This window comes from Argonema galeatum A003/A1, assembly GCF_023333595.1.
Taxonomy (GTDB): domain Bacteria; phylum Cyanobacteriota; class Cyanobacteriia; order Cyanobacteriales; family Aerosakkonemataceae; genus Argonema; species Argonema galeatum.
Map to the genome: position 1 here is coordinate 189111 of NZ_JAIQZM010000007.1, position 20632 is coordinate 209742.

The following is a 20632-nucleotide window of genomic DNA, read 5'->3' on the forward strand; positions in this document are numbered from 1 at the left end:
TCCTCGTCCCTTTAGGGCGAGGTTGGTGAATCTTCGAGCAAACTTCTTAACATCCAAGCATTCTTTTCGTGTATGTGCATCCGCTGAGTCAAGAGATCGGCACTTGGTTCGTCATTCACCCCCTCAACGCTAGGGAAGATAGAGCGAGCGGTTCGCACTACAGCTTCTTGACCTTCAACCAGTAGGCGGATCATTTCCTGCGCTTTGGGAACGCCTGCTGTCTCTTTTATCGAGCTTAACCTTGCATAATCGCTGTAAGTTCCAGTCGCCGGAAAGCCCAAAGCTCTGATTCGTTCCGCAATTAGATCCACAGCTAGAGCCAATTCAGTGTACTGCGTCTCGAACATCAAATGCAATGTCTGGAACATGGGGCCTGTGACGTTCCAGTGAAAGTTGTGGGTTTTCAGGTAAAGCGTATAGGTGTCCGCTAGCAGGCGAGACAGTCCTTGGGCAATTTCTTGGCGAGCTTGTTCGTCAATGCCGATGTTTACTGGTATAGCTTTGTCGTGAAGTTGCATATTTTTGTCCTGATTTAGGAATGAAATTTTTGATCTCAGGCTAGGTGCATCCGTAAAACCGAGGGGGTCGCCTTGCGGACTCTGCAACGGATGGTTTCTTGGCCCAGTCGCTGGCAAGCCTCAAATCGGTGACAACCGGAGAAGCCATAATATTGTCCGTTTACTTCTAGAACGTCGATCGGTTCTTGTTGACCGATCGATCGAATCGATTCCACTAATGCGTCCACTTTTGTAGGATCGGTCTGTCGAATCAGGGGACGATGAATCTGCCGTAGGGGAATTTCCTGTATTCTAACCATCGGGCGTGTTACTGCTTCCATACCTAAGTCTCTACCTTTTAATCATACTCGTTATGACTTCAAGTTGCCCTTTACCAACTTTGAGGCCGATTAACTTCGCGAAAGGCTGACAGCGTTTTACAGACGGCGTTCCCAAATGATGGAATAAGGGACTAGATAGATAGAAAGCGTAAAGCTATGCTCGATCAAAAAAGATATATCGCGAGGCAGCTGATGCAGAGAACTACTTCTATCCTCAGAGAGATTGTGATGGTAACTCGGTATCGCGACAGTCGATGGGTGGGTTACTGGTGGCGTACAGCGGTGACCGTGTTTTGTTTGGTAGGACTCACAGCAGACGTGCGAGCAACGGCTGTGGGTGGGGATGTGGAACTCAAAGTCGGGATTGTGCAGCGATTTGGTGCCACACCGGAGGACGAGCTGACTTTGAAGGCGACAGAGGGCAAAGGCTTGACATTGCGGTTCCTAGCTGGAAATATGGAGCCACAAACTGTTTTGGCGAACAGCATCAAGCTGGAAATACAGATGCAACCGCTAGCAGTGCCAGAAGTGCAAGAGCAAGTTGTCCTCAGTACCAACCCAAACTTCGAGACAGCGGAAGATAGTGCCGAACAGTGGCGTGCAAAAGGGATTGAAGTCGAGATAGCTCAGCCAAGACGTTGGCAGGTTTGGGCCAAACGGGATATTTACAGTACTCCCTTACTGCGACGGTTGCTGCTTCAGAGTCTGGAAGCCCAAGGCTTTAAAACGGCTTATTTGGATACGGAAATTAAGAAACAGGAACCAAAGCCGTCTTGGGTGGTCAATGGTTTGCGCTACAACCGCAAAAACCTAGAGATCGTATCCGAGCGAAATAGGATTCAGGTATATCAGGGTAAAAACGATCGAACCGGGCGGATATTCGTCGGAGTTCTCCGACTCCAGCCTAACGCTTACGGCACCTACACCTTAGTCAATCAAGTACCCCTAGAGACATATTTGCGGGGGGTTGTGCCGAATGAAATTGGAGCCAGGGCACCTTATGCGGCTCTAGAAGCCCAGACGATTTTGGCGCGGACTTACGCCCTGCGGAACTTACGCCGATTTGCGATCGATGGTTACGAACTTTCTGCGGACATTCACTGCCAAGTTTATTACGGACTCAGCGGTGCTTTTCCCCAGACGGATAAAGCGATCGCAGCCACGAAAGGCTTAGTGATCGTCTACAACAACGAGTTGATCGATGCAGTTTATTCTTCCACAACTGGCGGCGTCACCGCCTCCTTCAAAGATATTTGGAACGGTGCAGAGCGGCCTTATCTACGTCCGGTGGTGGATGCGGTGAGCAATATTTGGGATCTGGGTCGCGACAGTTTGGCAGACGATCAAAACTTACGGAAGTTTATCAACTTGCAGAAAGGCTTCAACGAAGAGGGCAAAAGTTTGTTTCGCTGGCGCAAAGAAACCAGCCTTCCAGACCTGGCGCTGCAGTTGCAGAAGTATCTCCAGGACAAAAAACATCCGCTGGCCAAGTTTAAAATGGTTCAGCAGATGCAGGTGGTAGAGCGATCCCCAAGTGGGCGCATCCTTAAAATGGTCGTGCAGACCGATCGGGGTGCGATCGAACTGCACAAAGAAGAAGTTCGCAGCGCCTTTCTCGCTCCTATCAGCACGCTGTTTTATCTAGATCCCGTCAAAAAAGACAACCAAACTCTATGGGGCTACGCCTTTGTCGGGGGTGGATACGGACACGGCGTCGGCTTGAGTCAAACGGGTGCCTATCAGTTAGGGAATCTGGGTTGGTCCAGTCAGCAGATTCTGAACTTTTATTATCCCGGCACTCAAATCCAGCCCCTTAACGATTCCATCAGCTTTTGGCAGGCCCAGTGACCCAGGAGTCAGGAACCAGGAGTCGGGCGAAATTCTGCCTCCTGATTCCTGCCAGATCTGGATTCTCTAGTACAGTTCTTCTTCTTGGTGAGTGATGATGGTGCAGTCAGATTTGGGGTAAGCTACGCAGGTCAGCACGTACCCAGCTTCGATCTGATCGTCATCCAGGAAGGACTGGTCACCTTGGTCAACTTCACCTGCGGTGATTTTGCCAGCACAGGTCGAGCAAGCACCAGCGCGACAAGAATAGGGCAGGTCAATTCCTTGTTCTTCGGCAGCGTCAAGAATATATTCGTCGTCTTTTACGTCAATGGTGGTGTTTAACCCTTCTGCGTCGTTCTGTAACGTCACCTTGTAAGTTGTAGCCATGAGCAGTCCTCTCAAGTATCACTAAACGGCAATATAAGTTTTCCTTAAGCATTCCTGGCAAGTTATGCTTTGCGCGGGTCTGCTTTGCGGTTTGCTTCACTTTTTGATACTACGGGAAAAGTAAAGATTTTTGATACTCAATTGGCAGTTTCGGTGAATGGGATTCGTAATTAATTTTCTTAATTTCATCCTAATTGCTTATACTTATTGCGGAAGGTCACCCGCAGGGACTAAGAATTGGCAGAGTTATGAGTTATGAAGCTCACCAATCTCTAGCAAGAAAGCCCCTAGCCCCTAGCAAGAAAGCCCCTACACGCGATGAATGCTCCTGCCCATTTTTCTGTCACAATGCCCTTGAAGGTGGGGCTGGTTGGTACGGGTTATGCGGCCAAACTAAGGGCCGAAACCTTGCAATCGGATTCCCGAAGCCATTTAGTAGCCGTTGCCGGTCATACACCAGAAAAAACGCAGTCGTTCTGTCAAACGTTCCAAGCTGAAGCTTTCTCGGATTGGCAGCAGCTAGTGGAGCTATCTCATGTGGATCTGGTGATTGTCTCCACTGTTAATAGCGAACATGGCCCGATCGCACGCGCAGCCCTTGACGCCGGTAAGCACGTTGTGGTTGAATATCCACTTTCTTTGAACCCTACCGAAGCCGAAGAACTGATTGCTTTAGCGCAAAGTAGGGGCAAACTCCTGCACGTCGAGCATATCGAACTGCTAGGCGGACTGCACCAGGCACTGCGGCAATACTTACCGGAAATTGGCACGGCATTTTATGCCCGCTACAGCACCATTAACCCCCAAAAGCCCGCGCCCCGCAAGTGGACTTACAACCCAACACTATTCGGCTTTCCCTTTAGCGGAGCCCTTTCCCGCATCCATCGACTGACGGATTTGTTTGGCACAGTAAAGAGCGTTAGCTGCCAAAGTCGATTTTGGGGTAACGAATCGGTATTTTACACCGCCTGTCTTTGCACTGCCCAATTGCGCTTTACCAGTGGGTTGGTGGCTGAGGTAACCTATGGCAAAGGGGAAACTTTTTGGCAGGCAGCACGTCCTTTTGAGGTTTATGGAGAGCAAGGCAGCCTTATTTTTGATGGCGATCGAGGTCAACTGGTGCGGGGCGAGGAAACGACCCCCATCGAGGTGGGCAGTCGCCGTGGTTTATTTGCCAAAGAAACCACTATGGTGTTAGATCGCTTACTAGAGGGAAAGCCCCTGTATGTGACTCTAGATGCCAGCTTGTATAGCCTCAAAGTGGCTGATGCTGCCCGTCGGTCAGCTGAAACGGGACAGACAATTGACATTTTATGACCAAGAAATTATTGGTTTGGTCGCTAGCCGGATTCATCCGTGGGGTCAATCCAAAATCTAAAATCCAAAATCCAAAATCGAATGACTTTTTTCAAAAAGCTTGTTCCCTCGTTTGGAATGGGGATGGCGAGTGTATTTCTGTTGTCACTAGCTTTGCACTTTTGGGGATTGAGCCGATTCAACACACTCGTATTTGATGAGATTTATTATGTTAAATATGCCTATAACTACTTAACTCATACTCCTTTATTTGATGCCCATCCGCCTTTGGGCAAATATGCGATCGCTCTTGGTATATCAATTGGAAATTATTTTCATTTCGGCCAAGATACAGTCAATAACTTGGCGGGTACACAGCTTTCTCCCATTAGTTACCGATGGCTGAATGCTCTGACAGGCTCGTTGCTGCCCTTAGTTGTGGGGGGAATAGCTTATCAGTTGAGTCGCCGCCCCAGTTATGCTTTGATTGCAGCTTTATTTACAACCTGCGATGGCTTATTTCTAGTGGAATCCCGCTACGCTCTGATTAACATTTATCTAGTTTTCTTTGGACTTTTGGGTCAATGGTTTTTTCTGCTAGCACTCGAACAACAGCGTGGTGGACGCTGGTTTTGTTTAGCTTTATCCGGCATTTGTTTGGGGGCTTCAGTAGGGGTTAAGTGGAATGGACTGGCATTTTTATTGGGCATTTATCTGATTTGGATTTGTGCTTGGGTGATGCGATGGGCGCGCTTGTGCAGAGGGGCAGAGTCGCAGAGGGGCAGAGTCGCAGAGGGGCAGAGTCGCAGAGGGGCAGATAATCAGTCACCGCTGCAAAATTTGACGCGGGTTAATTTATTGGAGATTTTATTTTATTTGGGTGTTATTCCCGCTTTAATCTACTACTTAGTTTGGATTCCTCACTTAGAGATAAACACAGAAAGAGGATTTTGGGAATTGCACCAGCAAATCCTGGGATTCCACGAACGAATGCAAAATGGGCCAAAAGTTCATCCTTACTGCTCCAAGTGGTACAGTTGGCCTTTGATAGTGCGTCCGGTAGTTTATCTTTACGAAACTGCTAGCAATACCACAGAATCTGTTCCATCTTTGCCGCCTTTGCCTGCGGGTACTGCGAAAGTTATTTACGATGTTCATGCGATGGGAAACCCGGCTTTATGGTGGTTATCTGCGATCGCAATTTTGCTATTGGTTGGGGAATTGGTTAAGCGCGTCTGGGTTTGGGTTACAACATCTGGGAATTTAGATAGAAGCGCCGTTTACTTTCCTCAGCAAAAGGAATTGTGGTGCGTGCTTTACTTGGTGCTGAACTATGCGGCTAACTTTTTGCCTTGGATCAAGGTGACTCGCTGCACTTTTATCTATTTATATATGGGTGGAGTTATCTTTGCATTTTTGGCTTTGGCGTGGCTGGTAGAACGCTGGCTCCACAGCCCAAGACCTCGACTGCGGGCAATGGGCGTTACTGCTATCTTTCTGATTTTGGTGGCTTTTGTCTTCTGGTTACCAGTCTATTTAGGATTGCCTTTATCGCCGCAAAGTTTCCAAATCAGAATGTGGTTTCCCTCCTGGATTTAATGTATATAGGACTTACGCACTGTAACGGCAGCACAAGGGTTTCAGCTTCTTTATAAACGCCCAGAATGGCGTAATTTGGTACTCGGTGCGTAAGTCCTAGTATAGCTAGGGGCTAGAACACTGATTCATTCAGTAATGGTAGGGGCGAATCATTCGGGCCGGAAATCTATGGGAAGAGCGAAAGTTTTACAGCCCGCAAGCTTCGCCCCAACAAGAGCCTGACGACTAAAGTCGCGGCTACACAGACAAAGCCCGCGAAGGCGGGCTAAATAATAGAGCGGATTTGGTATAGCAACCCCCAGGGCGGTTAGGACATTCTTAATTCCTGAAACCGTTCGGACTTCGGCGCTCGCCGAACGTCTCACGACGAAGCCCTTGATTTAGACCCTTCTTACCCTAGTCCCTAGTCCCTAGCCCCTAGTCCCTAGCTATATTAGACCGCGCAGGCGGTCTTTGTTCGTATAGCCGCGAATGAGAGTCGTTAGCTGCGTTTCTTAGCTATATCATCGGCCTAATTTATTGGGAATACCATCGCAACCACCGGGAATAGTGTCTCTGGTTTGGGAACCACCCCAGGCGCAGCAGTAATAGCGCTGTTCTTCCGATAAGCGCTGAACGCCAGTAAAATCGGCCTTTTCAACCACGGCTCCTGTGTGTACCCCAGTTTGATAGTCGGCCAATACGGTGCGGCTGCGGGGGCTGGCGGTTTTGGCAGAACCGTAAAATAAGCGGGTTCCTTTGAGATCGACACCGACTAGATTGGCTTCGTACAAAATGGTACGAGAAAGATTGGCGTGTGCCAAATCGCAGGCTCTGAGATTGGCTCTGACGAGATTGGCGTCGCTGAGTTCGGCCCAACGCAGATCGGTATAGGAAAGGTTTGCTCCAGCTAGCATAACGCCCAGATCGATGACTCGCACGCCATAATCGCGGTCTTCCTCGTAACCGCCGAAACCATTGAGGATGGCTCGTCCTAAGTGTTGATCGCGCTTGAGGGGGCTGAGTAATTTGGACTGGGACAAAAATCTGAGGACTTTGGCTTTACCTTGTGCATCGATACTGGTGAGAATAGCGGCTGTGCGTCCTTCTGCAAAGACTCGTTCTTGAGGCCAATCTTCTAGCATTCCTTCGTCATCTAATGCTAGATCTGAGACGCCCTGGAAGTAAGCATCGATGGTTTGTTGTTGGGTGATGATGTTTTGCTGAATGGTTAAGTCTTTGGAGATGACGTATTGACGCCAAGCAATATAGACGGCGAGAACGGCGATCATAATTTGCCCTAAAGCGCCAGTCCATTCTGCCCAGGAACCGAATTCATCCCATTTAATCCGTTCCAGCCAACGACTAATGCCTTGGTAAACACCAATAAATTTGAATAAGCCTAATATGGCGGCTAAAAAGCCGATGATGCCTAAGAGCTGCGATCGCTCGTGGGGCTGCAAATCATTTAACCAGGATTGTAGGAGGGGCCACATTAGTCGCAGGGATAGGAGTAGGGCGACTGTCGATCCGGATATGCCAAGGAAGAAGTTATTGAGGATTATCCCCACGAACATCAGGGCGATCGCGCATACGATAATCCAAGAGGCGGAACGGTATGGGACAGCGGTGGTGGCGGCGACATTTTTTTGGATGGCAATTTCCGATTGTGCAAGGCTAGACAGGAACCTTTCTGGTTCTCTGGTCCCCACCGATGCTGAAAATTCACCAGTGCGAGGCTGATTTGCAACGCTTCCATTGTCACTACCACCGTCTGGACTCTCAGTAGGCAAATCTGGCTGAGTTGGGCTGGTTTGATGAGAATTAGGCTCTTCGGTCATCTTTCTTCTAGCTTGTGCAGGCTGGGCGGAATGCCTGTTTACCTACAAAATTTTACCTAACTGTTAGGGTATGGTTTGTGGTTTGTTGCTGGTTTTGGGTGCGATCGGCGTTGGCGGACTGGATGGCGATCGAGTAAAACTAAAATGACACCATCCCCAATCTCTAACTTATGGCACTTGAACTGGCAGCAGCAAAGATCGCAGAAATCGCTTTTGGCAAATTGGTGGAAACTGCGGTTGGTAAAGGTATCGAAGCGGGTTTAGAAAAGCTGAAACCTTTGCGTGATAAGATTTGGCACAAGCTGACGGGAAATGCAGACGCCGAAGCAGCTTTAGCCGAAGTGCAGCAAAATCCCTTTCCGGCGAATGTGGAACGGGTGGCGACTTTTCTGGATGTGGCGATGATTGAGGATAAGCCGTTTGCTAATGAGATTCAGACATTGGCGCAACAGATTAATCAGGAAATCGACGCTAGGACTATTCAAGATAATAGCAAAACTCAGATTAATCGAGATAACGCTACAGGCAACCAAGTGGAGAACGTTAAGGCTGAAAATGTTCATTTTGGGGATGTTCACAACCACTGACCCTCTGGTAGCCCAAATCGCCCATATTCCGTTAACGTTATCGACTCGCCGCCGAGTCTGAAGGATTGGGTGGGGCGAAAAGAGGAAGTGGAAGTATTGCAAAAATGGTTAGCAAATCCCAATATTAATACGATCGGGATACAAGGTTTGGGAGGAATCGGCAAATCTTCCCTGGCGGCGTATCTCTACAAAAACTCTGGCTTTGCAGCTAAATCCTGGGCGGATGTCAGCCAAAAGCCGGATTTTGCCGCATTTGCCGAAAAGACGATACCAGCTTTGGGGGGAAGCATTACCCAGACTGGCGACACCACCCAACTGATAAACGATTTGCTGAAATGTCTGCGTCAGCAACGGTGTTTGCTGGTAATTGATAATTTGGAAACGCTGCTGAATGAGGCGCGAGAGTTCCCAGATTCAGCTTACCAGCAATTTTTTAGGCGCTGGTTGCGGCAGGGTGAAACGAGTACCCTGTTGCTGACTACCCAGGAACAGCCTCACCTGTTGCAAGCAAAAGCGAATTGGTATCTTTTGGCGGGGATGACTCCCAGCGATGGGGTACAGTTGTTGCAAAAGTTAGAGATTCAGGGAACAGTTGAGGAATTGGCAGCTTTTGCAGCGATTGTGGATGGACACCCCCTGACGTTGCAGCTAGTGGCTGGTTTTTTACGGCAATACTGCCATTCTCGGCTAAGTGGTGTGGCGGAATTGGAATTACAGCAGTTTGATTTAGTATACCGTCAGGCGGAAGGGTTGCATCGGGATAAGGAGGATGCGCGGTTAGAGTGGATTTTGCAACAGCATTTGCAACGTTTGAGTGAGGAACAGCAGAATTTTTTGGTTAATTTGAGTGTTTATCGCCTACCGTTTGATTTTCGGGCGGCGGGGAGGATGTTGGGAGATCCCCCCAACCCCCCTTGTGAAGGGGGGCTAAGAGAGGGTGGAGATCCCCCCAACCCCCCTTCACAAGGGGGGCTAAGAGAGAACGGAGATCCTCGTTTTGAAGGGGGGCTAAAAGAAATCAGAAACCCCCCTTGTGAAGGGGGGCTAAGAGAAATCAGAAACCCCCCTTGTGAAGGGGGGCTAGGGGGGATCTCTTTGGCAATTGTGAAGGCTTTGCGGGAATTATCCAATCGTTCTTTGTTGCTGGAAACTGAAGTTAAAGACTATTACAAATTTCAGCCGTTGGTGCAGGAATATTTGCAAAAGCAAGGAACGGATTTAAGTGCTGCACATGAAAAGGCTATTGATTATTATAAATCGCAGGTTAGACCGCAGCCTTGGGAAACGCTTAAGGATGTAAGGGCTTATTTGGAAATTTTTTATCATCTTTGTCAGTTGCAAAGATATGGGGAAGCTTTTTACACTATTCGCGATGATAACGATGTAAACAACTTTTTAGATTTGCGTGGTTACTATGCTACACAAGTCAGTCTGTATGAGCAGTTAGTTCAGGCGTGGCAACCAAACGAGTCAGAAAAAGTAACCTTCGCGGCAGCGATTAATAATTTAGGTTTAGCTTATAATGCCGTGTCCAAATACCAGCAAGCAATAGAGTTATTTGACAGACTTCTAGTAATTGCAGTAGACAGCGGCGATAGAAAGAATCAAGCTAATGCTTTAGGCAATCTTGGCTTTGCTTATAATAACTTAGGCCAATATAATGAGGCTATAAAATACCTTGAGCAAGCTTTGCAAATTGATCGGAAAACTGGTGATATCGGAGGAACAGCAAAGTCTTTAAATCATCTTGGCAATGCTTACGATAATTTGGGAGAATACCAGCAGGCTATTCATTACTATCAGCAGTGCCTAAATATTGCAATGGAAATACGTGATCGCAGGGAAGAAGCTAATGCTCTTGGCAATTTAGGATTAGTTTATAAAAATTTAGGGCAATATCAGCAGGCTATAGAGTTTATTGAAAAAGCTATAGAAATTGATGAAGAAACTGGTTATCAATTTGGAAAATATCAATCAATCCGAGTTTTAGGTAGTATTTATATAGAATTAAAAATTTACACTATAGCTATTATCAAGTATCAGCAATGTCTAGAAATTGAAAGGGAAATTGGCGATCGTCGTGGTGAAGGTAGTTCCCTTGATGCTTTAGGTAATGCTTACGATTCTCTAGGACAATATCAGGAAGCGATTGGTTTCTATCAGCAACGGCTAGAAATTGCGAGGGAAATTGGCGATCGTCGTGGTGAAGGTGGTTCCCTTAATAATTTAGGCAATGCTTACTATTATCTAGGACAATATCAGGAAGCGATTCGTTTCTATCAGCAATGGCTAGAAATTGCGAAGGAAATCGGCGATCGTCGTGGTGAAAGTGGTTCCCTTAATAATTTAGGTAATGCTTACTATTATCTAGGACAATATCAGGAAGCGATTCGTTTCTATCAGCAATGGCTAGAAATTGCGAGGGAAATCGGCGATAAGAGGGGTAAAGCTAATTCTTTTTTAATTTTATCTGCATCATCTAACAAAATTGGCAGAGTTAAAGAAGGTTATGCAGCAGCATATCAAGCCATTCAGATATTAAAAGAACTTAAGCTACCCCTTGAAGCTATGCCTTATCCCAACTGGATGAAATTGATAGCTAAATTTGCCCAACGTGGAAAATGGCAATTAGCTTTATGCTTCATTTTAGGTTTATTCGCTTTCCCATTTGGCTTAGTTTGGATTGTAGGGTTAATGCTGTGGCGAGTGGTAAGCGCAAAATTTCGGCGGCGTGGTTGAAATATCTCTTTTCCCAAATCTTGCACCAAAGTCAGAAACCGGGTTTCTTGCAACCAACCTTACCTCAAAGCCTAGATATTTCGTTTAGAAACCCGGTTTCTCAGTTAGATTACACTCTTGAAGATGGAGAACCACAACTTTGGTATAATTAAGTAGTAAAAATCGATTACTTTGCAACGCCTACCATGAAATATCCCTTTTACACAATCTCGCAGCCAGTTGTCGGTAGCGAAGCTAAAAAAATAGCGGATGCTATTAAAACAGGTGGTTATATAGCTAACGAAGCAGCTATAGCTACAGCAAAACGAATTGCTGAACGTCGTAAGCTGAGAGAGGAAACTGATGCTACCAAGCGGTAAGTTTGCTGGTGTTGATTTTTCTCAAGCGAAAGTAGAAAAGCTAACCCCTGACTTGCAAGTTTCAGGTCAGGGGTTTCGCTGTTATCGGGGTGAGTTTGTCACATACTGGAAACAGGGGCGTATTCAGCGCGAAGTTGATGCTCGAATTAGCCAATGCTGGATTATTAGACATAGTGATGTGCTAGCAGGCTACATAACACTTCTAGCTGACAAACTTGAGGTTGACGAACAAATTCTAGAAAGAGAAGGAGTTCAGTACCGAACATTTCCTGCTATTAAGATTGGCTTACTTGCTGCTGATAGGAGAGCAAAAGGATGTGGTAGTCGTTTGGTGGAATGGGCTTTAGAATACGTGGCGACAGAAGTAGCAAGCGCAGTCGGGGCTAGATTTATGACTGTTGATGCACTATATGACTCCGATACAAATCCACCCTATGATGCTTCTGGTTTTTATCAAAAATTTGGCTTTCAGTTTGCTAATCCAGAGCGAGTTTTACCTCCGCCTGTTCCCTATCGCACGATGTATCTTGACCTCAAGCCTTTGATTGATTTACTGAGCGGACAAGACCTCGAACAGGTGAACATAAATGAATAAAAATTGAAATTGTTTCTTCTAGATTAACTAGGAAAAATTAGGAGAATAAACGATGAACACCCAATTAGTTGAATCCGTATTTCAAGTTATCATGTCTCTCTCTCCAGAGGAGCGAATTTTACTAGAAGAAAAACTATTAGTAAATTAATTAGCTGTGTTGTCCAGACTCGCCCGGAAATCAATTTCCGGGCTAATAGCGAAAGTCGGTTAAAACCGACTAAAAACCTAGACAAAAATTCAGTCCGTTTTAACGGACTTCCGCTATTAGCCTGCGATTTGAATCGCAGGCGGGCTATGAGGGTTGCCATTAACTCTGTATAATAAAGAATGGAACAAAAAATTAATAATAAGATAACAACCCAATGAAAATCAAAGTCATCATTCACGAAGCAGAAGAAGGCGGATATTGGGCTGAAGTCCCCTCTATACCTGGTTGCGCTACCCAAGGCGAAACTTTTGAGGAATTGCTGCAAAATTTCTATGAAGCAATTGAAGGTTGTCTATCTGTCGATATTGAATCAATTGAGACAACTGATAAAGACAGAATTATGGAGATTGCTATATGAACTCTATGTCTGGCAAACAGTTGGCGAAATTGTTAGAGAAAAACGGCTGAATATTATTACGAGTTCAAGGCGTTATCTGTCCACTAAATATTCACGTTGATAATCCAACTTTTCTCCGCACTTCCTCCACCGTTCTTATTCTACCAGATTTAACATCAGCCAGTCCAGCTTCTACACCTTGTCTAATATAAATTGCATACATTAAGTCATCCCAAGTACAATTTTCCGGTAATTTGTCAATCAAACGTCGGGCTTCTTCTTTAACGTTTACAGTTTCCATAAGTATAAACCCAAATAGGGATTTTACTTGCACATTCTAACACAAGTAAGACTAATAGGCTATTATTGTAAATATCGATAAGCACCTATATCAAAATATCTCATATAGGAGTTAACAAAAATGCACATCGACTACACAGTTCAAATTTGGAAAGAAGGATCGCAATTTGTTGCCCACGCGATGCCCTTAGATGTGATGAGTTCTGGGCCAACACTAGAAGCAGCCAGAATTGCCTTAGATGAAGCAGTACATCTTTTTCTAGTCACCGCCGCCGATATAGGCACTTTAGATGAAATTCTCCAAGAAACAGGCTATAAATTCCAAGATGGAAAGTGGGTAAGTCCTGAATGGGTAGCAATTGAAAAACATTCTGTCACAATGGGAGTCTGAATATGCCAAGAATTACTCCCATTTCCTGGCAGCGACTAGAAAAAGTATTCCTCACTGCTGGTTTTGAATTTGCTAGGCAAGAAGGAAGCCATCGTTCCTACACTAAACCTGGTATTTTACGCCCCGTTGTGATTCCTACTTATGATGAAATTTCTGTTTCAATTATCAGCACTTTTAACAAATACTTAAACTATCGGTAATTAAATTGATCGATCGCAGCCGATCGCAATGCCTTTTAACAAGCAATCTATATTAAAATAGCTCTTATAGGAATTAACAATATCTTTAACAGAGGTAAAAATAGCAACTATGATTATTAGAGCGATCGCTATGTCATCAACAACCATCAAAGAAATGGGCAAACTTATCACCACAGTAACATTTACAAATCTAGGCGACCAATTTTTAGCATCAAGAGGCTTTATGCCACCGGAACAGATCCGCTCTATTACACTAGAAAATGTCTTAATAGACACAGGTGCAACTCGACTTTGCTTACCCGCTCAAATCATCAATCAATTGGGTTTGACATTCCTAAGAGAAATAGACACCAGGACAGCCGCAGGACTCAAAAAAGCTCGTGTTTTCCGAGGAGTTAAAATTGCCTTAGTGGGACGAGAAGGAATATTTGATTGTGTCGAACTTCCAGGCGGCGAACAGCCTTTGCTAGGCGTAATTCCTTTAGAGGAGTTAGGATTGGAACCCGATTTAAAAAATCAACAGCTTAGGGTGTTACCAATGGAGGGGAACGATACTTATGTTACGGCTTAGAGATTGACGCATTCACTATTATAGCTAGGGGCTAGGCTTCGACGTGACACTTCGGCAAGCTCAGTGCGGAGACGCTCAGCGTTCGACTGAGCGCTCAAGCCGAAGGCCGAACGGGGCTAGGGAAGAGGAAAAAGGTTACTCCGTAAGGGATGATGAACTAAAGGTAACAGTTTGAGTTGCCCTCATCGCCCTGGCGGTTGCTATAAATTGTCAAAAACGATTAAGATGCCGATCGCAACTTTGGCAACAGAGGCGATCGCATAGCGTGCTGTAGGCATATCGTGCTACCGTTCGATTTTTGCTAACATTCATTAACAAAAACTTCCTGTTTCATCTGGGACTGTCGGCAGCACCCCATCCACAAGCAGACACGAGAGAACTTCCCGCGTTAATTTCTCAATGTTGATTGCCGCATTTAAATCTCTATCCAATTCTAAGCCACAATCACATCGATAAACTCGTTCTGATAATGCTAAAACCTCTTTGACTTTGACGCAGTTTGAACAGGTTTTACTACTTGGCTTAAACCTGCCAATCACTACTAGCTTACTGCCATACAACAGACATTTGTATTCTAACTGGCGACGAAATTCATAAAATCCCATATCCCCGATCGATGCAGCTAAACAATGATTCTTCATCATCCCTGACACATTCAAATCCTCAATTCCTACTACCGCGTGGTTTTTGCTTAAGTAGTTAGTTAGTTTATGTAATGTGTCCAATCGGATATTGGCTATCTTTTGATGCAGTCGCGCTAAGGCTTTGACTGCTTTAAACCTGTTGGCAGAACCTTTCTGACGACGTGCTACAATGCGTTGGAGTTTGGCTAATTTCTGTTTGGCTTTTTGGTAAGACTTTGCACCAGTAAATATTTCTCCTGTCGATAGGGTAGCTAGGGTTTTTATTCCTAAGTCTACTCCCACTACATCCCGTTTTTTTGGGGTTGATTGAATTGGCTTTTCTATTTTAAATGAGATATACCATCGGTCGGCTTTTCTGCTAATGGTGACTGATTTCGGTTTTGTCCCTACTGGTAATCGCTCAAAAGTTTTCAGCTTTCCTAAGATTGGTACTTTGATGCTCTGGTGTTCTATGTGGATAGAACCATCTAGAGTAAATGAGTCACAGTGACCTTTTTTCTTGAATTTAGGAAAACCTTTTACACCGTTGAAGAACTGTTTAAATGCTTCTGACAAATGCCTTAAGGCATATTGGGGGGCGCATTTACTTACTTCGTAATACCAAGGATTTTGGGTTTTTATTGATGCTACTAGCCATTTATGCAGGTCAATGGCTGTGGGAAATTTAATTTGGGATTCTGGATGAGAACGGTTGTGTTCTAAGACGGCAAGACATAAAGCCAAACCTTGATTCCAGGCGTGACGTGCTACGCCTGCGTGTTTGGCTAGAGATTGCCGCCGCGAAGAATTGATTTTGATTTGAGTTTTAAATCCCAGTAGCATAGCCAAATTTTACTATGGGTTTGGGCGAGTGTGGTAAGGCAAGGGAGTAAAAGTGAAGGATTGTGAGTAAATGTTAGTAAAGTGACAACTGTTGATGAACCCTCACGTTAAGCGATCGCACACCTCACTCTTTTGTGGCGTCGTCAATCCTTGCTACTTCCTCAGCAGACAGCTTCACATCAACCGCACGCACCGAGTCCTCAATACTGGAAACCTTGCTAGCACCGGGAATAGGCACAACACAGGGAGACTTTGCCATTAGCCATGCCAGCACGATATTGTACACCGACACGCTTTTTTCTTTGGCTAATTGTGCGATCGCGCCAATATCTTCCAAATTACGAACGCGACTGCTACCACCCAGCGGACTCCAAGGCAAAAACGTCAATCCTTCCTTTTCGCAATATTCCAGCACCCCATCAAACTCAGGTTGGCGATACCAAGGATTGTACTGATTTTGGACAGAAACAATTCCTACCACATCGCGAGCGCGTTTAATCTGTTCCACCGAGAAATTGGAAACACCCACAAAGCGGATTAAACCTTCCTTCACCGCTTCTTTTACAGGTGCTAGGGATTCCTCGATCGTGTATTTTGAGTCAGGTGAATGATACTGCCAGATATCGATCGGTTTCGAGCCACCAAGAGCCTCAAAGCTTTCTCGGATCGTCTTCCGCAGATGGTCGGGGTTGCCGTTGCGCGTCCACCCACCATTGGGCCGCATCAAACCACCCTTAGTAGCGACAATAACGTTACTGACATCCCCTTTGTATTGCACAAGAGCCTTGTGGATAAGTCGTTCGTTGTGGTGCTTGTCCGACTCATTTTTGCAATAAGAGTCTGCCGTATCAATTAAGGTAACGCCTATATCGAGAGCGCGATGGATAACTTCAATTGACTGCGACTCTCGCGGTCTGCTGCTCAAGGACATCGGCATACCACCCAGACCGATCGCACTAATAGTAACATCCGTTTTACCGAGTCGTTTCATCTCCATCCTCGATCCATCGCTGATACCAATATTTTGGATGAATCATCTTCCCACAGATGTATCTCATCGATCGTCTGCATTTCTTGTAGAGACTGCCAACCCGCCTGCCACATAGATTGTTGCTTGAGAGATTTGGCGTTGATCCAAAACCGGACGCTAGGGTCGCAGGATGCCACCATTTCCGCAAACACCCACTTACCCTCTTTTTTTCGGTTTACCACCTGAAAATGTCTCCAACCCCAAGTTTTCTGCTTGGCTGTCCATTTTGAACCCACTAGATAGGGAAACTTTGGCTTTTTCGGCATTTTTTTACTCTAATTTGCTTCAAGATAGTTTGTGTCTCAACCCGTCAGTAATTTTAGGCAGAGGGATATATATTATCCCAAAAATTGACATTTAATTTTAAATCTAAAATCCAAAATCAATATGACGCCAGCTGAATTTCTCTATATACTGCTAAGAAACTCAACGGACGTCATATCAAAGGCTATTCAGTTTTTAGAACAGACCCAAGGTGATGGATTTATCGATCGGCAGAGTAGCAGCGATTCCCAGGTAAATAGTAACCAGAGTACCGAACAAAAACACAGTTGTAGCCACCGGACGACGGAAGGGATTCTGAAACTTGTTAACATTTTCAATAAATGGAACAAGAATCAGACCCAAGGGTACTGAAGCCATCAACAAAACGCCCAGTAATTTATTCGGTACTGTACGCAGGATCTGGAAAACAGGCCAGAGGTACCATTCTGGCAAAATTTCCAGAGGCGTCGCAAACGGGTTAGCTGGTTCCCCAACCACAGCTGGATCGAGAACAGCCAAACCGATACACAAAGCGATCGTCCCCATAATCACAATGGGGAAAACATACAGCAAGTCATTAGGCCAAGCGGGTTCGCCATAATAGTTATGGCCCATACCCTGAGCTAGTTTGGCGCGTAATTCTGGATCGGTCAGATCCGGTTTTTTGATGATTGACATAGTGGAAAATGCTCTCCTCTGTTACGTTCTTTAAAACGGCAGTTGCCGAGCCGAGATTACAATGGGCCCGAAATGCCTTGCTTGCGAATCATCAAGAAGTGCAGCAGCATGAACACAGCGATTAGCCAAGGCAGAACAAAAGTGTGGGCGCTGTAGTAGCGAGTCAAAGTTGCTTGACCCACACTTGAACCGCCGCGCAACAAGTCAGCTATTAGCGTGCCAACCACAGGAATCGCTTCGGGAACGCCACTAACGATTTTCACCGCCCAGTAACCGATTTGATCCCAAGGTAGAGAGTAACCAGTCACGCCAAAGGAAACGGTGATTACAGCCAGGATGACGCCAGTCACCCAAGTCAGTTCGCGGGGCTTTTTGAAACCGCCCGTTAAGTAGACTCGGAAGGTGTGCAAAACCATCATCAGTACCATCATGCTGGCAGACCAGCGGTGGATAGAACGGATGAGCCAGCCAAAGTTAACTTCCGTCATTATGTACTGCACCGAGGCAAAAGCTTCGGTAACAGTTGGCTTGTAGTAGAAAGTCATGGCGAATCCAGTGGCGAACTGGATTATAAAGCAAACCAGTGTAATCCCGCCCAGGCAATAAAAGATATTGACGTGGGGAGGAACGTACTTGCTGGATACATCCTCAGCAAGCGCCTGAATCTCTAGGCGTTCCTGAAACCAGTTGTATACTTTTGAGTCCGTTACCTGCTTAGTAAACATGAAGCAAGAGTTCCTAAAAAATTTATTGCTGTTATTGCGTTTCCCAATCTCCAAAGCAGGGGATGGGGTGGGTGAATCAAAAGCTAACCTTTGTCCGCTTGATTGGATGGTATGCCATGCCCCTTCAGACTAAAAATTTAGCCCGTATTTAATTGTAGGCAGGTTATTAGCCGAGTTGAACGCTGCAATACAAAATAGGGGATCGGGACTAGGGAAGAGGGCAGAGGAGCAGAGGAGCAGAGGGGCAGAGGGGCAGAGGAGCAGAGGAGCAGAGGGGCAGAGGAGCAGAGGAGCAGAGGAGCAGAGGGGCAGAGGAGCAGAGGGGCAGAGGGGCAGAGGAGCAGAGGGGCAGAGGGGCAGAGGAGCAGAGGAGCAGAGGAGCAGAGGGGCAGAGGAGCAGAGGGGCCGAGGGGCCGAGGGGCAGAGGAGCAGAGGAGCAGAGGAGCAGAGGAGCAGAGGGGCAGAGGAGCAGAGGGGCAGAGGAGCAGAGGGGCAGAGGGGCAGAGGAGCAGAGGGGCAGAGGAGCAGAGGGGCAGAGGAGCAGAGGGGCAGAATCTTCCCTCTTCCCTAGTCCCTAGTCCCTAGTCCCTAGCCCCTTTTTGACTTTTGCCTTTCCTAGCGCTTTCTGCTGCCGAAACCACTGCTACGACTCCTGCCACCGCTGCCAAAACTAGACGATGGATTGCGACTGGGTTGAGATCTGCCAGATTGGCGCAGGGTACTGGAGCCAAAACCAGAACCTGTGGGGCGATTGGTAGTAGATGGGCGCGAAGGACTGGTGTAGCTTGGCCGAGAAGAAGGAGAGTTTCTGATATTACCCGTAGTACGTAAAGTGGATTGTCGATTTCTTACCGCCGGTGGAGGCGTTTGGTAACGAGTTTGGTACTGTCCAACCGCTTGGTTATAGGTGCTGCCATACCCGCCATACCCAGTCATAACGCTGACTCCAGGCTGATATACTGGCGGCACGTAGTACTGGGGTCTAAATAACAAGCCGCTCACCAAATTCCCCGCTACAGCACCGGCAAAGGGTGCCCAGAAGCCGCTGCTTTGCTGACGCACGATTACGGTTTGGGGTTGTCCGGTTTGCGGATCTGTCCTAGTTTCGGTGACTGCGTGGATATATTCAATCTTGAAGTCTTCCTTTAGGTGCAAGGAGGTTTGACCGTTTTCAACCTTCAGATAACTCTTTTTGCCAGCGGATACCTCTTCCGGTGTCAGACTTGCCATCTGTAAGTCTGTGGTCCGAAAGGTAGAAGGCGTACCGGGTTGGGTGTTGAGCAAAAACAAGCTGTATTCCCCATTGGCATCGTTATAGCTAGCCTGCTGCACGGGATACTCCCCTGGATTGATTTTGGTGGGAGCCGATCGCGCCGGACTGTTCTGATTGTATTGTCTGTTTGAGGTAGAATTGCCGCCGCAAGCGACAGTTGTCCAGCACAAGGTCAGAGCGAGAAAAAGGGTAGTAAATTTACGAAATACGGTTTGGTGACTGGCCATGATAATTTCACAACAAGCTTGGTTTGGGGTGAACCTGCTCACAAGGGTGTAAAGCAGCAATCTATTTCTGCTATACTCAGCACGGCCTGTGACCGAGCTTTTTTTATCCCTGTAGGGGCTTTCGCATTCCGTCAAAGATCTTTGGGTTCAACTAACAAATTATTCACGGAATGCTTCGCCCATTTATGCCCGTGCGAAGTATACCAGTTAGAGAGGGATTAATTCTGGAAAATGCTCCAACAGTTGGTCAGAAGTTAATTCATCGCCCAATTGAGCGGGTGACCAGTGAATTTGGATGGCCCGCAAGGTTCCTTTATAGTGTAGGTTAATCAATGCTTTCAGACCAGCTTTGAGGGCGCTTAGGTTGGAGAGATCCCCTTCCAATTCGGGAACTTCGCCTTCATAAGCGATCGTAATCATCACGATCAGGTGACGAGTCACCGGCAGATACAAAGGTTCGTTTGCTCCTGGTGCGGGGCGTGACAGGTCTGGTTCGCCGCTTAAGTACCGCTGGGCGGAGTCGGTAAATAAATTGTTGAATTCGTCACCCGCTTCGCCTTCCTCCGAAAAGACGTTGCCTTCATTGGCGGCAGATTGCCAGTTGGTGTCGTACTGCAATAGGTTTTGGCAGATATCCACCAATCCTTCGCCCAAGACTTGCATATTGTCTTCTGGGTCAATTGCCTGCCGTTCTGCATCAATTGCCTGCCGTGCAGCCCGATTGAGGACGCCCAGGAGTGGGGCAATTTGTTCACCAGCTAGATGGATAAATAGACGACAGACCACAAAACGTTTACGGCCCATCATCTGCCCGAAGCGATCGCGCCATGCGTTCATCCGTTTACCTCTCAACTCCAGGGCCATTTTACCAACTTTCGTCTTTGCTTATTATAATAATTTTTCAACCAAAAG

The 20632-nt window shown here is 46.5% G+C and carries 24 protein-coding genes; 12 read left to right on the plus strand and 12 right to left on the minus strand.

Going from position 1 to position 20632, the window contains the following annotated elements; genetic code table 11:
- Nucleotides 1-11: 11 nt before the first annotated feature.
- Nucleotides 12-518, minus strand: a complete 507-nt coding sequence (locus tag LAY41_RS10375) for a Dps family protein (RefSeq protein ID WP_249097110.1) — start codon at nucleotides 516-518, stop codon at nucleotides 12-14.
- A 35-nt stretch (nucleotides 519-553) separates the two neighbouring features.
- The gene (locus tag LAY41_RS10380) at nucleotides 554-838 is read right to left on the minus strand and encodes a ParB N-terminal domain-containing protein (RefSeq protein WP_476726981.1); all 285 of its coding nucleotides are present in this window, start codon (nucleotides 836-838) and stop codon (nucleotides 554-556) included.
- A gap of 192 nt (nucleotides 839-1030) precedes the next feature.
- On the opposite strand from LAY41_RS10380, the gene LAY41_RS10385 reads away from it, so the two are divergent.
- Nucleotides 1031-2686, plus strand: a complete 1656-nt coding sequence (locus LAY41_RS10385) for a SpoIID/LytB domain-containing protein (protein WP_249097116.1) — start codon at nucleotides 1031-1033, stop codon at nucleotides 2684-2686.
- A gap of 66 nt (nucleotides 2687-2752) precedes the next feature.
- On the opposite strand, the gene LAY41_RS10390 is transcribed toward LAY41_RS10385, so the two are convergent.
- Nucleotides 2753-3055: a ferredoxin gene (locus LAY41_RS10390; protein ID WP_249097117.1), complete on the minus strand. Its 303-nt coding sequence runs from the start codon at nucleotides 3053-3055 to the stop codon at nucleotides 2753-2755.
- A 318-nt stretch (nucleotides 3056-3373) separates the two neighbouring features.
- On the opposite strand from LAY41_RS10390, the gene LAY41_RS10395 reads away from it, so the two are divergent.
- Both LAY41_RS10395 and LAY41_RS10400 read left to right on the plus strand, forming a co-directional pair.
- Nucleotides 3374-4372 (plus strand): Gfo/Idh/MocA family protein, encoded by a 999-nt coding sequence (locus tag LAY41_RS10395; protein ID WP_249097119.1) that lies wholly within the window; start codon nucleotides 3374-3376, stop codon nucleotides 4370-4372.
- Nucleotides 4373-4453: 81 nt separating this feature from the next.
- Complete coding sequence (locus LAY41_RS10400; protein ID WP_249097123.1) at nucleotides 4454-5950, plus strand: dolichyl-phosphate-mannose--protein mannosyltransferase; 1497 nt, start codon at nucleotides 4454-4456, stop codon at nucleotides 5948-5950.
- Between the two features lie 503 nt (nucleotides 5951-6453).
- Here the strand turns inward: LAY41_RS10400 and LAY41_RS10405 are convergent.
- Nucleotides 6454-7770 carry a pentapeptide repeat-containing protein gene (locus tag LAY41_RS10405; protein ID WP_249097124.1) on the minus strand — a complete coding sequence of 439 codons (1317 nt, stop codon included), beginning with the start codon at nucleotides 7768-7770 and terminating at the stop codon, nucleotides 6454-6456.
- Between the two features lie 170 nt (nucleotides 7771-7940).
- Here LAY41_RS10405 and LAY41_RS10410 point away from each other — a divergent pair, with 170 nt between their 5' ends.
- The 5 genes from LAY41_RS10410 (at nucleotide 7941) to LAY41_RS10430 (ending at nucleotide 12616) form a co-directional block, all read left to right on the plus strand.
- Nucleotides 7941-8357, plus strand: a complete 417-nt coding sequence (locus LAY41_RS10410) for a hypothetical protein (RefSeq protein ID WP_249097125.1) — start codon at nucleotides 7941-7943, stop codon at nucleotides 8355-8357.
- Nucleotides 8358-8426: 69 nt separating this feature from the next.
- Nucleotides 8427-11096, plus strand: coding sequence for a tetratricopeptide repeat protein (locus LAY41_RS10415; protein WP_249097126.1), 2670 nt, complete (start codon nucleotides 8427-8429; stop codon nucleotides 11094-11096).
- A 185-nt stretch (nucleotides 11097-11281) separates the two neighbouring features.
- Nucleotides 11282-11455, plus strand: a complete 174-nt coding sequence (locus tag LAY41_RS10420) for a hypothetical protein (RefSeq protein ID WP_249097127.1) — start codon at nucleotides 11282-11284, stop codon at nucleotides 11453-11455.
- Nucleotides 11439-12050: a GNAT family N-acetyltransferase gene (locus LAY41_RS10425; RefSeq protein WP_249097128.1), complete on the plus strand. Its 612-nt coding sequence runs from the start codon at nucleotides 11439-11441 to the stop codon at nucleotides 12048-12050. The genes LAY41_RS10420 and LAY41_RS10425 overlap by 17 nt, the downstream gene beginning before the upstream one ends.
- A gap of 362 nt (nucleotides 12051-12412) precedes the next feature.
- The gene (locus LAY41_RS10430) at nucleotides 12413-12616 is read left to right on the plus strand and encodes a type II toxin-antitoxin system HicB family antitoxin (RefSeq protein ID WP_249097129.1); all 204 of its coding nucleotides are present in this window, start codon (nucleotides 12413-12415) and stop codon (nucleotides 12614-12616) included.
- 91 nt (nucleotides 12617-12707) lie between these two features.
- Here the strand turns inward: LAY41_RS10430 and LAY41_RS10435 are convergent, their stop codons facing one another.
- Nucleotides 12708-12896 (minus strand): hypothetical protein, encoded by a 189-nt coding sequence (locus LAY41_RS10435; RefSeq protein WP_249097131.1) that lies wholly within the window; start codon nucleotides 12894-12896, stop codon nucleotides 12708-12710.
- A 120-nt stretch (nucleotides 12897-13016) separates the two neighbouring features.
- Between LAY41_RS10435 and LAY41_RS10440 the strand changes: the two genes are divergently transcribed.
- The 3 genes from LAY41_RS10440 to LAY41_RS10450 all read left to right on the plus strand — a co-directional run bounded on the left by LAY41_RS10440 (nucleotide 13017) and on the right by LAY41_RS10450 (nucleotide 14057).
- Complete coding sequence (locus LAY41_RS10440; RefSeq protein ID WP_249097133.1) at nucleotides 13017-13286, plus strand: hypothetical protein; 270 nt, start codon at nucleotides 13017-13019, stop codon at nucleotides 13284-13286.
- 2 nt (nucleotides 13287-13288) lie between these two features.
- Nucleotides 13289-13486, plus strand: a complete 198-nt coding sequence (locus tag LAY41_RS10445) for a type II toxin-antitoxin system HicA family toxin (RefSeq protein ID WP_249097135.1) — start codon at nucleotides 13289-13291, stop codon at nucleotides 13484-13486.
- Nucleotides 13487-13616: 130 nt separating this feature from the next.
- Complete coding sequence (locus LAY41_RS10450; protein WP_249097136.1) at nucleotides 13617-14057, plus strand: aspartyl protease family protein; 441 nt, start codon at nucleotides 13617-13619, stop codon at nucleotides 14055-14057.
- A gap of 311 nt (nucleotides 14058-14368) precedes the next feature.
- Here the strand turns inward: LAY41_RS10450 and LAY41_RS10455 are convergent, their stop codons facing one another.
- The 5 genes from LAY41_RS10455 to petB all read right to left on the minus strand — a co-directional run bounded on the left by LAY41_RS10455 (nucleotide 14369) and on the right by petB (nucleotide 18220).
- The gene (locus tag LAY41_RS10455; protein ID WP_338022968.1) at nucleotides 14369-15523 is read right to left on the minus strand and encodes an RNA-guided endonuclease InsQ/TnpB family protein; all 1155 of its coding nucleotides are present in this window, start codon (nucleotides 15521-15523) and stop codon (nucleotides 14369-14371) included.
- Between the two features lie 124 nt (nucleotides 15524-15647).
- Nucleotides 15648-16514: an aldo/keto reductase gene (locus LAY41_RS10460; protein ID WP_249097137.1), complete on the minus strand. Its 867-nt coding sequence runs from the start codon at nucleotides 16512-16514 to the stop codon at nucleotides 15648-15650.
- Nucleotides 16511-16819, minus strand: coding sequence for a TIGR02450 family Trp-rich protein (locus LAY41_RS10465; protein WP_249097138.1), 309 nt, complete (start codon nucleotides 16817-16819; stop codon nucleotides 16511-16513). Before LAY41_RS10465 ends, LAY41_RS10460 begins: the two co-directional genes overlap by 4 nt.
- Before the next feature lie 193 nt (nucleotides 16820-17012).
- A complete protein-coding gene (gene petD, locus LAY41_RS10470) occupies nucleotides 17013-17495 on the minus strand; it encodes a cytochrome b6-f complex subunit IV (protein ID WP_249097139.1) in 483 nt (160 codons plus the stop codon).
- A 56-nt stretch (nucleotides 17496-17551) separates the two neighbouring features.
- Entirely contained in the window at nucleotides 17552-18220 is a 669-nt protein-coding gene (gene petB, locus LAY41_RS10475) for a cytochrome b6 (RefSeq protein ID WP_249097141.1), read from the minus strand.
- A 175-nt stretch (nucleotides 18221-18395) separates the two neighbouring features.
- On the opposite strand from petB, the gene LAY41_RS10480 reads away from it, so the two are divergent.
- Entirely contained in the window at nucleotides 18396-18791 is a 396-nt protein-coding gene (locus LAY41_RS10480; protein WP_249097143.1) for a hypothetical protein, read from the plus strand.
- A gap of 44 nt (nucleotides 18792-18835) precedes the next feature.
- On the opposite strand, the gene LAY41_RS10485 is transcribed toward LAY41_RS10480, so the two are convergent.
- Together LAY41_RS10485 and LAY41_RS10490 are read right to left on the minus strand one after the other, a co-directional pair.
- The gene (locus LAY41_RS10485; RefSeq protein ID WP_249097144.1) at nucleotides 18836-19720 is read right to left on the minus strand and encodes a hypothetical protein; all 885 of its coding nucleotides are present in this window, start codon (nucleotides 19718-19720) and stop codon (nucleotides 18836-18838) included.
- 207 nt (nucleotides 19721-19927) lie between these two features.
- Nucleotides 19928-20557 carry a DUF1517 domain-containing protein gene (locus tag LAY41_RS10490; protein WP_249097169.1) on the minus strand — a complete coding sequence of 210 codons (630 nt, stop codon included), beginning with the start codon at nucleotides 20555-20557 and terminating at the stop codon, nucleotides 19928-19930.
- Between the last annotated feature and the right edge of the window lie 75 nt (nucleotides 20558-20632).

Coding starts and splice junctions, on each gene's coding strand:
- LAY41_RS10465 (WP_249097138.1), bottom strand. CDS start 16,819: ATGCCGAAAAAGCCAAAGTTTCCCTATCTAGTGGGTTCAAAATGGACA.
- LAY41_RS10425 (WP_249097128.1), top strand. CDS start 11,439: ATGCTACCAAGCGGTAAGTTTGCTGGTGTTGATTTTTCTCAAGCGAAA.
- LAY41_RS10385 (WP_249097116.1), top strand. CDS start 1,031: ATGCAGAGAACTACTTCTATCCTCAGAGAGATTGTGATGGTAACTCGG.
- LAY41_RS10375 (WP_249097110.1), bottom strand. CDS start 518: ATGCAACTTCACGACAAAGCTATACCAGTAAACATCGGCATTGACGAA.
- petD (WP_249097139.1), bottom strand. CDS start 17,495: ATGTCAATCATCAAAAAACCGGATCTGACCGATCCAGAATTACGCGCC.
- LAY41_RS10380 (WP_476726981.1), bottom strand. CDS start 838: ATGGAAGCAGTAACACGCCCGATGGTTAGAATACAGGAAATTCCCCTA.
- LAY41_RS10490 (WP_249097169.1), bottom strand. CDS start 20,557: ATGAACGCATGGCGCGATCGCTTCGGGCAGATGATGGGCCGTAAACGT.
- LAY41_RS10410 (WP_249097125.1), top strand. CDS start 7,941: ATGGCACTTGAACTGGCAGCAGCAAAGATCGCAGAAATCGCTTTTGGC.
- LAY41_RS10420 (WP_249097127.1), top strand. CDS start 11,282: ATGAAATATCCCTTTTACACAATCTCGCAGCCAGTTGTCGGTAGCGAA.
- petB (WP_249097141.1), bottom strand. CDS start 18,220: ATGTTTACTAAGCAGGTAACGGACTCAAAAGTATACAACTGGTTTCAG.
- LAY41_RS10430 (WP_249097129.1), top strand. CDS start 12,413: ATGAAAATCAAAGTCATCATTCACGAAGCAGAAGAAGGCGGATATTGG.
- LAY41_RS10455 (WP_338022968.1), bottom strand. CDS start 15,523: ATGCTACTGGGATTTAAAACTCAAATCAAAATCAATTCTTCGCGGCGG.
- LAY41_RS10405 (WP_249097124.1), bottom strand. CDS start 7,770: ATGACCGAAGAGCCTAATTCTCATCAAACCAGCCCAACTCAGCCAGAT.
- LAY41_RS10395 (WP_249097119.1), top strand. CDS start 3,374: ATGAATGCTCCTGCCCATTTTTCTGTCACAATGCCCTTGAAGGTGGGG.
- LAY41_RS10390 (WP_249097117.1), bottom strand. CDS start 3,055: ATGGCTACAACTTACAAGGTGACGTTACAGAACGACGCAGAAGGGTTA.
- LAY41_RS10445 (WP_249097135.1), top strand. CDS start 13,289: ATGCCAAGAATTACTCCCATTTCCTGGCAGCGACTAGAAAAAGTATTC.
- LAY41_RS10450 (WP_249097136.1), top strand. CDS start 13,617: ATGTCATCAACAACCATCAAAGAAATGGGCAAACTTATCACCACAGTA.
- LAY41_RS10400 (WP_249097123.1), top strand. CDS start 4,454: ATGACTTTTTTCAAAAAGCTTGTTCCCTCGTTTGGAATGGGGATGGCG.
- LAY41_RS10440 (WP_249097133.1), top strand. CDS start 13,017: ATGCACATCGACTACACAGTTCAAATTTGGAAAGAAGGATCGCAATTT.
- LAY41_RS10485 (WP_249097144.1), bottom strand. CDS start 19,720: ATGGCCAGTCACCAAACCGTATTTCGTAAATTTACTACCCTTTTTCTC.
- LAY41_RS10435 (WP_249097131.1), bottom strand. CDS start 12,896: ATGGAAACTGTAAACGTTAAAGAAGAAGCCCGACGTTTGATTGACAAA.
- LAY41_RS10460 (WP_249097137.1), bottom strand. CDS start 16,514: ATGAAACGACTCGGTAAAACGGATGTTACTATTAGTGCGATCGGTCTG.